This is a genomic window from Corynebacterium sp. LK2590 (genome assembly GCF_040946105.1).
Lineage (GTDB): Bacteria > Actinomycetota > Actinomycetes > Mycobacteriales > Mycobacteriaceae > Corynebacterium.
In genome coordinates this window covers 111,402-125,609 of record NZ_JAYWMH010000003.1, presented here as the reverse complement: position 1 = coordinate 125,609, position 14,208 = coordinate 111,402, and the positions used below count along the sequence as shown (strand labels likewise).

11 protein-coding genes are annotated in these 14,208 nt (G+C 65.9%); 3 read left to right on the top strand and 8 right to left on the bottom strand.

Annotated elements, in window-relative coordinates:
• The first annotated feature begins 34 nt into the window (after nucleotides 1-34).
• The gene (locus tag VVR85_RS05315; protein WP_368519905.1) at nucleotides 35-1,174 is read left to right on the top strand and encodes a glutamate--cysteine ligase; all 1,140 of its coding nucleotides are present in this window, start codon (nucleotides 35-37) and stop codon (nucleotides 1,172-1,174) included.
• Here VVR85_RS05315 and VVR85_RS05310 read toward each other — a convergent pair.
• From VVR85_RS05310 to VVR85_RS05275, 8 genes are all read right to left on the bottom strand, one after another.
• Nucleotides 1,171-2,433: a glycosyltransferase 87 family protein gene (locus VVR85_RS05310; protein WP_368519904.1), complete on the bottom strand. Its 1,263-nt coding sequence runs from the start codon at nucleotides 2,431-2,433 to the stop codon at nucleotides 1,171-1,173. The two genes, VVR85_RS05315 and VVR85_RS05310, sit on opposite strands and share 4 nt — an antisense overlap.
• A 13-nt stretch (nucleotides 2,434-2,446) precedes the next feature.
• Nucleotides 2,447-2,827, bottom strand: coding sequence for a monovalent cation/H(+) antiporter subunit G (locus VVR85_RS05305; protein ID WP_290223367.1), 381 nt, complete (start codon nucleotides 2,825-2,827; stop codon nucleotides 2,447-2,449).
• Nucleotides 2,824-3,099 (bottom strand): monovalent cation/H+ antiporter complex subunit F, encoded by a 276-nt coding sequence (locus tag VVR85_RS05300; protein WP_070768689.1) that lies wholly within the window; start codon nucleotides 3,097-3,099, stop codon nucleotides 2,824-2,826. Before VVR85_RS05300 ends, VVR85_RS05305 begins: the two co-directional genes overlap by 4 nt.
• A complete protein-coding gene (locus VVR85_RS05295; RefSeq protein WP_368519903.1) occupies nucleotides 3,100-3,639 on the bottom strand; it encodes a Na+/H+ antiporter subunit E in 540 nt (179 codons plus the stop codon). It lies immediately after the preceding gene.
• Nucleotides 3,640-5,400 (bottom strand): Na+/H+ antiporter subunit D, encoded by a 1,761-nt coding sequence (locus VVR85_RS05290; RefSeq protein ID WP_368519902.1) that lies wholly within the window; start codon nucleotides 5,398-5,400, stop codon nucleotides 3,640-3,642.
• The gene (locus VVR85_RS05285) at nucleotides 5,393-5,893 is read right to left on the bottom strand and encodes a Na(+)/H(+) antiporter subunit C (RefSeq protein WP_368519901.1); all 501 of its coding nucleotides are present in this window, start codon (nucleotides 5,891-5,893) and stop codon (nucleotides 5,393-5,395) included. The genes VVR85_RS05290 and VVR85_RS05285 overlap by 8 nt, the downstream gene beginning before the upstream one ends.
• A complete protein-coding gene (locus VVR85_RS05280) occupies nucleotides 5,894-8,908 on the bottom strand; it encodes a Na+/H+ antiporter subunit A (protein ID WP_368519900.1) in 3,015 nt (1,004 codons plus the stop codon). It abuts the gene before it with no gap.
• Between the two features lie 316 nt (nucleotides 8,909-9,224).
• Nucleotides 9,225-10,586 carry a dipeptidase gene (locus VVR85_RS05275; protein ID WP_368519899.1) on the bottom strand — a complete coding sequence of 454 codons (1,362 nt, stop codon included), beginning with the start codon at nucleotides 10,584-10,586 and terminating at the stop codon, nucleotides 9,225-9,227.
• A gap of 185 nt (nucleotides 10,587-10,771) precedes the next feature.
• Between VVR85_RS05275 and VVR85_RS05270 the strand changes: the two genes are divergently transcribed.
• Nucleotides 10,772-12,730, top strand: coding sequence for an OPT family oligopeptide transporter (locus tag VVR85_RS05270; RefSeq protein WP_368519898.1), 1,959 nt, complete (start codon nucleotides 10,772-10,774; stop codon nucleotides 12,728-12,730).
• 107 nt (nucleotides 12,731-12,837) lie between these two features.
• Nucleotides 12,838-14,076 carry a metallophosphoesterase family protein gene (locus tag VVR85_RS05265; protein ID WP_368519897.1) on the top strand — a complete coding sequence of 413 codons (1,239 nt, stop codon included), beginning with the start codon at nucleotides 12,838-12,840 and terminating at the stop codon, nucleotides 14,074-14,076.
• Nucleotides 14,077-14,208: the final 132 nt, after the last annotated feature.

Below are 14,208 nucleotides of genomic sequence, written 5' to 3'. Positions count from 1 at the left end.
ACGGATTCTAACGCTGAATAGATACGATTGACGCGTGAAGATCCCGGAAGAAAAATTCGCGCGCTCCGCCGAACCCACCCTGGGGGTGGAGTGGGAGATCGCGCTGGTGGATCCAGAAAAGCGGGATTTCGTCCCGCGCGGCGCCGAGCTCATTGACCGGGTCCGCGCCGCGCACCCGGACGTCCGCCTGGAAAAGGAATTCCTGCAAAACACCGTCGAGCTGGTCACGGGCATTACCCACACCGTGCCGGAGGCCATGGCGGATCTGGGCGGCACCCTGGACAAGGTCCGCGCCGTGGCGGACGAGATGGGGGTCAAGCTGTGGTCCTCGGGCGGGCACCCGTTTTCCGACTTCCGCGAAAACCCGGTCTCGGAAAAGCAGGCCTACAGCGAAATCATCAACCGCGCCCAGTACTGGGGCCAGCAGATGCTGCTGTGGGGCACCCACGTCCACGTCGGGATCAGCCACGAGGACAAGGTCTGGCCGATTATCAACGCGCTGATGACCAAGTACCCGCACCTGTTGGCCATCTCCGCTTCCTCCCCGGGCTGGGAGGGGATTGACACCGGCTACGCCTCCAACCGGACCATGCTCTACCAGCAGCTGCCCACCGCCGGCATGCCGTATCAGTTCACCAGCTGGTCCCAGTGGCAGGACTACATGCGGGATCAGGCGATCTCCGGGGTCATCAACCACACCGGCTCCATGCACTTCGACATCCGGCCGGCCTCCAAGTGGGGCACGGTCGAGGTGCGCGTCTCCGACGCCACGAGCAACCTGCGCGAACTTTCCGCCATCGTCGCGCTCACCCACTGTCTGGTGGTCCACTACGACCGCATGCTGGAGGCCGGGGAGGCGCTGCCCACCCTGCAGCCGTGGCACGTGGCCGAGAACAAGTGGCGCGGGGCGCGCTACGGCATGGACGCGCTGGTCATCACCTCGCGGGAGACGGACGAGCGCTGGGTCAAGGACGAGCTGGCCGATCTCATGGAGGAGCTGGCCGACCTAAGCCGCGAGCTGGGCTGTGAGGAGGAGCTGCTGCTTATCCGCGAGATCATCGACGGCGGCGCCGGCTACGAGCGCCAGCGCGCCATCTTCGAATCCACCGGCAGCTGGGTCGGCGCGGTCGACCTGGCCTGCCAGGAGATGGAGAACAAGCGCCCGGTGCGCTAGGCCGCGCGGTGCCGGCCCGTGACCACGGGCAGGTCCTGGGTGTCCGGGCCCTCGTCGACCGGGGTGCGCGGGATGAGCCGGTAGATGACATAGACCAGCATGAAGACGATGGGCGAGCAGGAAAACACCAGCGCCGGCCAGGTGGCCTCGAGCCCGTCCAGAGTGCGGTAGGCAAACCAGGGGAAGCTGCGCTGCCCCACGAATGGCGCGAGGATCAGGCAGAGGCCGGCGACGGAGACCAGCCCGACTACCTGCTCGCGCAGGACGGTGCCGCGCCACTTGCGGCCCAGGGTCTGGTTGATCCAGGCGAAAAAGCCGATGCCCAGCGGCACCACCCAGACGAAGTGGTGGTACCAGCTAAACGGGGAGACCAGGCAGGAGCTCAAGCCCGTAAAGGCCAGCGCCAGCGTGTTGTTCCCGCTGCGGCTGGCCAGGAAGACCGCGGCGCAGGTCAGCGCGAAAACGGCCACGATAACGCCCAGCCAGACCGGCCCGCCGGCCACGCCGAAGGCGCGCTCGAGCACCGAGCGCAGCGCCTGCGCGCCCGGGTTGGTATGCGCGCCCACGCGCGAGGACTCGAACATCGACTCCGTCCAAAAGCGCATGCCGTCGCCCACGACCGCCAGGCCCACCACCACGGTGGTCAGGAAGGTCAGCACGCAGATCACCGCGTGCCACCAGCGCCGCTGAATGACAAAAATCAGGCCCATATACGCCGGGGTGAGCTTCAGCCCGGCGGCCAGGCCCGTGCCGATGCCGGCCAGGCGGAACTTCCGCGGCAGGAAATCGAGCGCGACCAAAAACATCAAAAAGACGTTGATCTGGCCGTAGTAGGCCGTGCCGTGAATGGGCTCCAGGTTGACCGTGGTCAGGGTGAATACCAAGAAGACGAGGATCCCGAGCACCCCCAGCCGTAGGCCGCGCTCCCGCAGGGCCAGGGCGACGACGGCAAAAAGCGCCAGGAAGGTCGCGCCGTGCCACAGCGCCATGGTCGCGTTGTCGCTTAAGGGATCGAGGCCGGCGAAAACGACGCCGGCGAACGGGGGATAGGTGAAGGGGAGGTCGAAAATCAGGGGGCCGTCGTAGAGCGGCTGGCCCTGGGCGACCTCCGCGCCGCCTTTGAGGTAGATCGCCAAATCCAGGGGCATCCGCCACACGAAGGCGGACTGCTCTCGCACTGGGGCGATCTGGTGCCATGCCCACCAGGTCAGGGCCAAAAAGACCAGCCCGACGGTGGGCAGACCGTAGATTTTCTTCACGGTGGCGTGCCTGCTACTTCCGGCGCATGGATTTGCCTGCCGGTCGGTCGTTGCGCGTCATATCGTCTTCCTTTCCGTACAGACCCTCACGCCGGGCAATACGGGACATGCGCTGCGCGGTAACGGGACTGGTCATCATTGCAAAGAGTACCAGCAGGAAGAGCATGCCGAGGTCTCCTCGCTCCGCGACCCCGAAGGTCTCGGAGCCGGTCACCCTAATGAGGGCACCCAGCATGGTCAGGATGAGCCCCACGGTCTGGGGCTTGGTCACGAAGTGGACGCGGGACATGGTGTCCTTGTAGCGGACCACGCCCACGGCGGCGGAGAAGACCAGCAGCGCGCCGCAGACGATGAGGATGAGCGAGACAATATCGGCGATGAGCGAATAAGTCACTGGTTATCCCTCTTCCTAAAGCGCGTGACCGAGACCGTGGAAATGAAGCCCAGCAGGGCCACGACCAGCATGGAGTTGACCACGGTGGTATTCAGCGTCCAGCAGATATAAACCGCCATGGCGCACTGGAACATGGCGACAAACCCGTCCATGCCGATCAGCCGGTCCATGGAGTTCGGGCCGACGATGATCCGCCAGGTGGTCATCAGGAATGCGGCCATGAACAGCACGGCGGCGCCCGCCAAGACGATGTTGTAGATTGTCGGGTCCATCTAGCGCACCTTCCTTTCAAAGATATCGATCATGTGCGCCTCCAGCTTGCGGATGTCGGCGATCTCGCGGGCGATGTCGTCCTCCGAGTCCGCGTCCAGCACGTGGGCGGTCAGCATGCGGTTGGCGATGTCGATATCCGTAATCGTGCCACCTGGCTGCAGGTTGTAGAGCATCACCGCAAAGGATAGAACGAATTCGCTCTCCACGCGCATGGGGACGTTCAAGATGGCGCTGCGCGGCTTCGGCTGGGGGCGCACGCCCAACCAACCGACCTTCAGCGAGGCCTGGAATAGCTCCCCGGTCCAGGTGAAGGCGTATTTGATGAGCCGGCCCCAGGACACCGACAGGCCGTTGATGGGCATCGCCGGCAGCGGGAAAATCACCATGATGATGAGCCCGACGCCAATGCCGGCCACGATATTGGCAAAGGAGACCTCGCCCATGAGCAACACCCACATGATGGTGATGGCCAGCAGGAAGCCCGGGCGGAAGCGGTAGCTGAGCCGGCGGGAAAAGGTGGGTTTAATGGGATGAGTCATTTACTCTTCCTCCTCCGACTCGTCGATGTCGTTCGGGCTGGTGGCAATGCCCGGCTCCGGCTCGGGCAGCGGGTGCGTGCGCGACTCCAGGGAGTCCTGGCCGCCGTGGTAGCGCTCGCGCTGGTCTAGGTGCCGGGTCGGGTTGTCCGCGTTGTCGCCCAGCACCGTGTACTGGTAAATCGAGGTATCCTGCGCCGACTCGGCCGCCCGCGAGGTGATCCCGGAGATCGGGCCGGCCAGGAAGGTGATCGCCGTGGAGGCGGCCACCAGCAGCGCGGTGGAGCCGACCATGCCCAGCGGCAGCTTGCCGACGTCCTCGCGGTCGGAGTAGGCGACCTCATCCGTGATATCGCCCAGCGGGGACGGACGGGCCATGGCCACGTTGCCCTCCGGGGCATCGGCGCGGTCGCGCAGGAAGCCCTTGGACCAGACCAGCATCATCACGTACAGGGTCAGCAGGGAGGTGATCACGGCGCCGGCGATGAGCACCCAGGACAGCCAGGAGCCCTCGTTCGCGCCGGCCTGCAGCAGCAGGATCTTGCCCATGAAGCCGGAGAAAGGCGGGATGCCGCCCAGGTTGACCGCCGGGATGAAATACAAGATCGCAATCAGCGGGGCGGAGTAGATCAGCGAGCCCAGGCGGCGCAGCGACGACGTGCCCGCCTGGCGCTCGATGAGGCCGACCACCAGGAACAGGGAGGTCTGCACCAGAATGTGGTGGACCGCGTAGAAGATCGCGCCGGACAGGCCCTGGGCCGTGCCGAGGGCCACGCCGAAGATCATGTAGCCGATGTGGCTGACCAGGGTAAAGGACAGCAAACGCTTGATATCGCTTTGGGCGATAGCGCCCAAAATGCCCAGCACCATGGTGGCCAGGGCGACCCACATCAGCAGCGTGTCCAGGCGGCCGTCGGTAAAGACCGTGGTGCGCATGCGGATAATCGCGTAGACGCCGACCTTGGTCAGAAGGCCCGCGAAGACCGCGGTCACCAGCGACGGGGCGGTGGGGTAGGAGTCCGGCAGCCAGGCGTCCAGCGGGACGATGGCGGCCTTGATCGCGAAGGCGATGAGCAGCACGCCGTAGATGGCGGTCTGCGTGCCGGCCGGGATGTCTTCCATGCGCATGCCGATCTGGGCCAGGTTGACCGTGCCCACGGAGGCATAAACCATGCCGATGCCGAAGAGGAAGATCATCGACGAGGCCATGGAGACCATCACGTAGCCCACGCCGGCGCGCACGCGGCCGGGCGAGGCGCCCAGGGTGAGCAGCACGTAGGAGGCCACCAGGAAGATCTCGAAGCCGACGTAGAGGTTGAACAGGTCGCCGGCCAGGAAGGAGACGTTCACGCCCATGGTCAGCAACATATAGGTCGGCAGGAAGACCGCCACCGGCTCGTCCTTGGAGCCGTCGCGCACGCCCTGGGAGATGGCGTACCACATCACGCTAAAGAGCACGATGGAGGAGGTAAACAGCATCACCGAGGCCAGTCGGTCCGCGGCCAGCGTGATGCCGACGGGCGCGTCCCAGCCGCCGATCTGGACGGTCTGGATGCCCTCCGCGTCGGCGACGATGATGAGCACCGCGTTCACCGCGGCCGTCACCAGCAGCGAGAAGAACGCGATCTGGCGCTGCACGCCCGGCTTCTTGGCGAACATCATCGCGGCCGCGGCGGCCAAGGCCGGGATCAGGATGGGCAGCGGAATGATGTAGCCCATGTTCGGCAGGGCCCAGTCAACGATGGACTGGAAAGTCTCACTCATCCTTGGCCCCCTTCACGGGCTCCTCGAAGAACTTCGGACCGAACTGGTCGCCGTGCTTGGTGGCCCGGCCGGTGGTCGGGTCGTCGGAGGCGTCGTGGTCCGGTGCGGCCTTCGCGTTGCCCGGGCGGGCCGCGATCTTGGCGATTGCGGCATCTTCCGCGTCGTCCTCAATGACGTCGGCGGTGCGGTAGCGGTACTGGCGGTAGGCCAGGGTGAGGATGAAAGCCGTCATGGCCATGGAAATCACGATGGCGGTCAGGATCATCGCCTGCGCCAGCGGGTCGGCGATCTTCTCGCCGTATTGGGCCGATTCCCGGCCCATCACCGGCGGGGAGCCGGCCGAACCACCGGCCTGCAGGATGAGCAGGTTGGCGCCGTTGCCGATGAGCAGCAGGCCCAGCATCATCTTGGTCATGGCGCGGTCGAGCAAGAGGTAGACGCCGGCGGAGATCAGCACGCCTGTGGCGAGCAGCAAGAACAGGTTCGCTTCCATTTATTTCTCCTTTCCGGTGGATCGGTTGGTGATGTCGTTGGCGGTGGACTGGTGGTGGGCCGCCGCCTTGGCCGGTTGGCTGCGGGCCGCCGCGGCCTTCTTGTTTTTCGCGTTTTCGCGCTGGCGCTGGCGGCGGGCCAGCGAGCGGGCCCGGTCGCGGGCGCGCTGCTTACGGACCTCTTCCTCCTCGTCGAGCTTGCCGCCCAGGGAGAAGAGGATGAACAGGATAAGCCCGATGACGATCAGGTAGACGCCCACGTCGAAGACCAGTGCCGAGGGGAAGGACACGCTGCCGATGAGCGGGATGTCCAGCGAGCCGTAGGCCGAGGCCAGCGGCGGGCGGCCGAAGAACATCGGCACGATGGCCGCGGCTAGGGAGGCGAACAGGCCCGTGGCCATGAGTCGGCCCGGATCGACTGGGAGGGCCTCCTCCAGTTCCTCGCGGCCGCCGGCCAGGTAGCGCAGCGTGAGCGCCAGCGCGGCCACCAGGCCGCCGGCGAAGCCGCCGCCCGGGGCGTTGTGCCCGGCGAAGAAGAAGTAGAAGCTCAGCGCCATCATCAGCGGGAAGAGGATGCGGGTGGAGACATCGATCATGAGCGAGCGGTTCAGTGCCTGCTCCGTCTCGACCTCCGCGGCCAGCCAGCGGCGGCCGGTCACCCGCAGCGTCGGGCGGCGGGAGTCGCGCTCGAAGGACTGGGTGCGGAAAATCAGGGAAGCCACGCCGATGGCGGCGATGACCAACACGGTGATTTCGCCCATGGTGTCCCAGGCGCGCATGTCGACCAGGAGGACGTTGACGGCGTTCGCGCCGTGGCCGATCTCCTTGGCCAGCTCCGGCATGGGCTCCGAGATGGGATCCGCGGTGCGGGAGTTGATGGCGAACATGCCCACGATGGTCACGGTCAGACCCACGCCCACCGACAGCCAGGCCCGCAGCCGGTTGAGCTGGGGGCCTTGGCGCCACTCTACGTTGGCCGGCATCTTGCGTAGCACCAGCATGAACAGCACCACGATGAGGGTCTCGACCAGCAGCTGGGTCAGGCCCAGGTCCGGCGCGCCCTGCAGGGCGAATACGGCGGAGAGCCCGTAGCCGGACACGCCCACGATCAGCACGGCCGACAGGCGGTTGTGCGTGACGGTCGCCGCGATGGCCGCGACGATCATGATGATGGCGGCGATGGCCTGCCAGGGGCTTGCCGCCACGACCATGCGCACGTCGTTGAGGCCGCCGGAGACGATCGCGGCCGCCGGCAGCAGCATGAGGCAGGCGAAGATGATGGTCAGGTTCATCTGCAGCGAGCCGCGGTGGGTAAAGGCGGTGGTGCGCAGCGACAGGTTGCGGATGCCGTCAATGGTGGCATCGTAAGCCACGTCGGCCGAGCCCAGGGCCGGGTGCTCCAGCTGGGCCTTGGCGACCACGCCGCGCTGCCAGTGCATGGCAACACCGCAGACGATAATCAGCGCGGAGATGGCCAGTGGCACGTTGAAGCCGTGCCACAGCGCCAGGTAGGTCGCCTCCGGGTCCGCGCCGTAGACGTTGTCCAGGTGCTGGTTGATGAGATCCGACAGCGGGCGCGGGAAGATACCGAAGGCCACCGTGCAGGCGGTCAGCGCGGCCGGCGGGAACCAGAGCATCGGCCCGATGGCGTGCATGTTCTCCACCGCCTCGGAGATGCCGCCGCCGGTCGGGTGGCTGGCCGGCTTGGTGGCGAAGGCTCCCCACAGAAAACGCAGCGCGTAGGCCATGGTCAGGATGGAGCCTAAGACCACGCCGACCAGCAGCATGTTGCGCGGCATGCCGACCAGCAGCTGCTCGTGCATGACGGACTCGATGACCGCCTCCTTGGTCACGAACCCCAAAAGCGGCGGGATGCCGGCCATGGACAGCGCGGAGACAATCGCCAGGCCGTAGACCACCGGGTGGCGGCGGCCCAGGCCGGACAGCTCGTTGATGTCGCGCGTGCCGGCAGTGTGGTCGATGGCGCCGACCACCATGAACAGCGGGGCCTTAAACAGCGAGTGGGCGAAGGTCAGCGCCAGGCCAGCCAGCATGGCCTCCCGGGAGCCGATGGCCACCACGGCGGTGATAAAGCCCAGCTGGGAGACCGTGCCGTAGGCCAGGATGAGCTTGAGGTCTTTCTGCTTGAGCGCCATCCAGCCGCCCAGCAGCATGGTGATAACGCCCAGCGGGATGATGACCAGGTGCCAGGTGTCTACCACCTGCAGGTCCGGGGCTAGGCGGGCGACCAGGTAGATGCCGGCCTTGACCATGGCCGCGGAGTGCAGGTAGGCCGACACCGGCGTCGGCGCGGCCATAGCCCCCGGCAGCCAGAAGTGCGCCGGGGCGATGGCGGACTTGGTCAGCGCGCCGAAGAGCATCAGCACGATGGCGGCGGTGATGTACGGGGTCAGCTCGATCTGCTCGAACCCGGAGATCTCCGAGAAGTGCCAGATGCCGGTCTGCCGGCCGAAGAGGATGATGCCGACCAGCATGGCCAGCCCGCCCAGCACGGTGACCATGAGTGCCTGCTGGGCGGCGCGGCGGGAGGAAGCGCGCTCGCCGTAGTAGGAGACCAGCAGGAACGACAGCAGGGAGGTGATCTCCCAGAAGACGTACATCAGCAGCATGGAGTCGGAGGCCACCAGGCCGAACATGGCGGTGGCGAAGGCGACCATCTGCGCGCCGAACATCGAGAGGCGGCGCGGCGTTTGGTCGAAATAACCCCAGCAGTAGACCAGGACCAGCGCCCCCACGCCCAGCACGATCAGGCTGAACAGCCCGGCTAGGGAGTCCAAGCGTAAGTCGAAGGCTAGGTGCGCGGCGGGCATCCATTCGACGGTGACGTCGACGGAACCGCCGTTTCTAAACGTCCCGTTAGCAAAGAGGCTGAGTACCCACACGAAGCCGGCGCCGGGGACTAGGGCGAGCAAACCGAACGCGGGTCTACCCAGATAGTGAATGAGGATAGGCGCACTGATCGAGGCGATTACCAGTGCGCAAAGCAGAATCAGCACGGTGAGACGAGTGCTCCCTACGTGTAAGTCGCGGATAGGACAGGGTGCCGCGAGTAAAGGGTCCATGTCGACGCACAACGGTGCTGCCCCAGCGGCAGTCTGCACTCATTCGCCGCGCTTGAGGATGGCGGCGGAACCGATCTGATTTTCACTGAGAAACACAAGCGACACCACCAGGCGGGAGCGTCCAGCGTTGAGGCGGCGTCATGAATGGCGCGGCCAACGTTTCCCCACTTTACCGTTAAAGTGCTGGATTTTAAACCTAAATTTTTCCACTCAGTATTATATGGGGTCAGTTGGCGGTGCCAGCGGGGGTTTATTTGCCGTAGCGCAGCAGGAACAGCGCCTCGGCGGTGGCGATGCGCTCAATCTCCGTCGGGTCCACGGACTCGTTAGCGGAGTGGATGGCCGCCTGCGGATCCTCGACGCCGTACAGCGCGATCTCCGCGTTCGGGTGGGCCTCCTGCAGCTCCACGGTCAGCGGGATGGAACCGCCCATGCCGACCTGCGCGACTTCCGCGCCGTAGGCGGCCCCCAGGCACTCGCCCAGGGTGGCCAGGGCTGGCTTGGTCGGATCGGTGGTAAACCCGCGGTTGACCTCCGGGACCTCGCAGCTGATATGCGCGCCCCACGGGGTGTGGGCCTTAAGGTGGCTGACGATGCCGTCGATGACCTCGCGCGGGTCCATATCGGCCGGCACGCGCACGTTCAGGTTGGCCTGCGCGGTCGCCGGCACGGCGTTGACGGCCTCGGCGACCGGGGTGGAGGTAAAGCCGGTCACGCTCACGGCCGGGCGGGCCCAGAGGAAGTCGGCCACGGCGTCGGTCTCGTCACCCAGGATGTCCACGCCGTCCAGCAGCTGCGCGTCCGCGCGGTAGTCCTCGCGGGAGTACTCCCGGCCCTCCCACTTGGCGCGGGTGTCGACGCCGTCGATGACCAGGCGGCCCTGCTCGTCGCTGAGCGAGTCGATGGCGCGCATCAGGGCCTTGACCGCGTCTGGGGCGGCGCCGCCGAACTGGCCGGAGTGCACCGGGGAGGACAGCGTGTCCACGCGGACCACGATCTGGCCGCCGCCGCGCAGGGAAGTCGTCAGCGTCGGCTGGCCGACCTTCACGTTGCCGGCGTCGGCGATCATGATCGCGTCGGCGGCAAAAAGCTCCGGGCGGGTCTCGATGAGGTGGGACAGGCCCTCGCCGCCCTGCTCCTCGGAGCCCTCGATGAGGAACTTCAGGTTCAGGTCGGTCCCGCCCAGGGCCTCGACGGCGCGCAGGGCCGCCAGGTGCATGGCGACGTTGCCCTTGCAGTCGGCGGCGCCGCGGCCGTACCAGCGGCCGTCGCGCTCGGTCAGGGTGAAGGGATCGGAATCCCAGCCGGCGGGGTCGCCGGCCGGCACGACGTCGGAGTGGGAGTAGAGCAGCACCGTCGGCGCGCCCTCCTTGCCGGCGCGGGTGCCGACCACGGCGGTGGAGCCGTCCACCGCGGAAATCTCTTCCACCTCGGCGCCCAGCTCGCGCAGGGCGTTGGCAGCCCACGCGGCGGCCTTCTCGGTCTGGTCTTTAAGCTCCGGATCCCCGTGGACGGAGTTGAAGCCGACCAGCTCGGAAAGCTGCTTAAAGATCTGCTCGCGGTCGCCGGTGACGAATTCGAATGCTTGCTGTGCGGAAATGTTTTCGGTCATGCCCTCTAAACTACCCGTCCCGCCTACTGGGAGGCTCGTTTAGGGAATCGACCTGTCAAGTACTAGAATTTCGTTATCTCGCAACCGGGAAACTGCCTGCTTAAGGAACTGACCCTGTCAGCTTCTAACCGCAGAACCCACGGGCGCGGGCGAAAAACCTCCATACTAGCTAGAAAGGACCTGGCATGGCGACAACGGAAACCGCCGCCGGTTCACAGGCGAGCCTGCGCGAGCTTACCCTCCGCGGCATCATCATCGGCGGGCTGATCACCCTAGTCTTTACTGCCGCCAACGTTTACCTCGGCCTGAAGGTGGGGCTGACGTTTGCCACCTCCATCCCGGCCGCCGTGATTTCCATGGCTATCCTGCGCAAATTCGCCGGGCACAACATTAAAGAAAACAACATCGTCCAGACCATCGCCTCGGCGGCCGGCACCCTGTCGGCCATCATCTTCGTGCTGCCCGGCCTGGTCATGGTCGGCTACTGGACTGGTTTTTCCTTCCTGGAGACCGCCGCGGTCTGCGCCATCGGCGGCATCCTGGGCGTCATGTACTCGATCCCGCTGCGCCGCGCCCTGGTCACCGGGTCCGACCTGCCGTACCCGGAGGGTGTCGCCGCGGCTGAGGTGCTCAAGGTCGGCGACGACAACGGCAACCATGCCGAAAACGCCCGCGGCCTGCGCGTCATCCTGGTCGGCGGCCTCGTCTCCGCGGGGATGAGCCTGCTGGCGGCAATGAAGGCCGCCGCCTCCTCGCTGGGTAGCTATTTCAAGCTGGGAGCGGGCGCGACCACCCTGGGCATGAGCCTCTCGCCGGCGCTTATCGGCGTCGGCCACCTAGTGGGCTTGCCCGTGGGTATCGCCATGCTGGTCGGCGTCGGCATCTCCTATTTCATCCTGCTGCCCTGGAAGACCGGGGACGTTGCGGCCGTGGCCAGCCTGCCGGACGTGGTGGACACCGTCTTCTCGGACGAGATCCGCTTCATCGGCGTCGGCGCGATGGCGATCGCCGCCATCTGGACGCTGCTGAAGATCATCGGGCCCATCGTCAAGGGCATCGGCGAAAGCCTCGCCTCCTCCCGCCTGCGCAAGGCGGGCCAGGCAGTCGACGTCACCGAGCGCGATATCCCCTTCCCATACGTGGCCACCACCATCGTGGTGCTGATGCTGCCCATCGGCCTGCTGCTGTGGGACTTCGTGCAGGGCACCGACATCCACGAGCACATGGGCGTGCTGATCACCGTCTCCGTTCTCTTTACGCTGCTGGCCGGCCTGATCATCGCCTCGGTCTGCGGTTACATGGCCGGCCTCATCGGCGCGTCGAACTCGCCCATCTCGTCCATCGGCATCATCGCGGTGCTGGCGGCCTCCCTGATCATCGCCGCCGTGACCCGGGGCACCAGCGCGGATCCGCTCTCCCTGGTGGCGTATACCCTGTTTACCGCCGCGATCGTCTTCGGCATCGCCACGATTTCCAACGATAACCTGCAGGATCTGAAGACCGGCCAGCTGGTCGGCGCCACCCCGTGGAAGCAGCAGGTCGCGCTGGTCATCGGTGTCGTCTTCGGTTCGCTGGTCATCCCGCCCATCCTGCAGGTCATGCTGACCGGCTTCGGCTTCCAGGGCATGGAAGGCGCCGGCGAAGACGCGCTGGCCGCCCCGCAGGCCGCCCTGATGTCCTCGGTCGCCTCCGGAATTTTCGACAGCTCCCTGGACTGGAACCTCATCTTCCTAGGGGCCGGCATCGGCGCCATCCTGATCGCTATCGACGAGACCCTGCAGCGCACCACCGCGAACAAGTCCCTGTCGCCGCTGGCCGCCGGCATGGGTATGTACCTGCCGGCCACGCTCTCGGTAACCATCCCGATCGGCGCGCTGCTGGGCTATTTCTACAACCGCTGGGCCGCCAAGCAAAACGGCGCGGAGGCCAAGAAGCGGCTGGGCACCCTGGCCGCCACCGGCCTCATCGTCGGTGAGTCCCTGTTCGGCGTGGTCAACGCGGCCATCATCGCCGCCTCCGGCGGCGACAGCCCGCTGGAGATCTTCGACGGCGGCCCCGCCGCCAACTGGGTCGGCGCCATCCTCTTCGTGGTCGTGCTCGCCTTTGTCTACCGCTACACCGCGAAGAAGTCGCAGGAGGCCTAAAGGCACGCTGGCGGAATTATAAGCAGAGTTTACGCAGTATTAACTCACGGGTTATCTCCACTGCGTAGGCTCTGCTTTTGCATCCGTATATAAGAGGAGAAAAACCCGTGAGCCCTTTTAACCGCCGTACACTTTTTGCCGCCACCGGCGCGCTGGGGATGGCCGCCGCCGCGGCCCACCAGCCGGCCGCCGTCGCGGCCCCAGCGCCGCATGCCCTGCGCTTCAACGCCGAGCGCCGCTTTAAGGTCATCCAGTTCAACGACACGCAGGACGACCACCTCACCGACCGCCGGACCATCGAGTTCATGGAGAAGGTCCTGGTTTCCGAGAAACCCGATTTCGCCCTGATCAACGGTGACGTCATCGCGGCCGGGCCGACCACTAACGAGCAGGTCTACCAGGCCATCAACAACGTGGTCTTGCCCATGGAAGAGCGCGGCATCGCGTGGGCGGTGACCTTCGGCAACCATGACGAGGACCCAGCCGAGGAAGCCGCGGCGGTGACCGTGCGGAAGCCGGAGATGACCCGCTTTGTCAGGCAGTACCGCCATAACCACAACGCGCCGGCCACGGGGGAGGGCTACGGTGTTTCGAATACGCTGATTCCCATCCTGGACGGGGAGATACCGGCGTTTGCGCTCTGGCTGCTGGACTCGGGCGCGTACCTGGGGGAGGAAGTCGCCGGCCAGTCGGTGGAGGATCTGCCGGGCTACGACTATCTCCGCCCGGCCCAGATCCGTTGGTACGAGGACAACTCCCGGAAGCTGGAGGCCCAGGCGGGCGCCGTGGTCCCCGGTTTGATGTATTTCCACATCCCCACCTACGAGCACCGCGATATGTGGTTCGGCGGCCCGGACAAGAATTCCCTGATCGACCATGGGAAGGCCAAGCAGCGCCACCAGATTGTCGGGGAGAAGAACGAGGACGTCTACAAGGGCGCGTTCAACTCCGGCATCTACGCCGCGGTGGCCAACCGCGGGGACGTCAAGGGCATCTACTGCGGCCACGACCACATCAATACGTATAAGGGCAACTACTTCGGCGTGGAACTCGGCTACGCGCCGGGCACCGGCTTCGGCCCCTACGGCCTGCGGGACGGCACGCTGGCCATGCACACCCTGCGCGGCGCGCGGGTCTTCGAGCTGAACCTGGACGCCCCGGAGGTCTACGAATCCCCCCGCGTCATCTTCGCCAAGGACTTGGGCCTGGACATGGCCCCGGCTAAGCAACCCCTGGATGCGCCGAAGGCTCTGCCGGACTACCTCAGCACGGTAGACGAGGCGAAACCGGATGAAGGCTCGAGCCGCTCAAACTCGAGCAGCCTGAGCTCGGGCAGCTCGTGGTAGGTGGCGTCCTTGCACTCGGGGGTCCCGAGTGCCAGAATGGTCTTTAGCACTTGCAGAAGGCGAGTGCTAGAAATCTTGGTTTGCATGGTTGAGGTTGGTCTAACACTCGCCAATCATGCCGTCGCGGGCGTC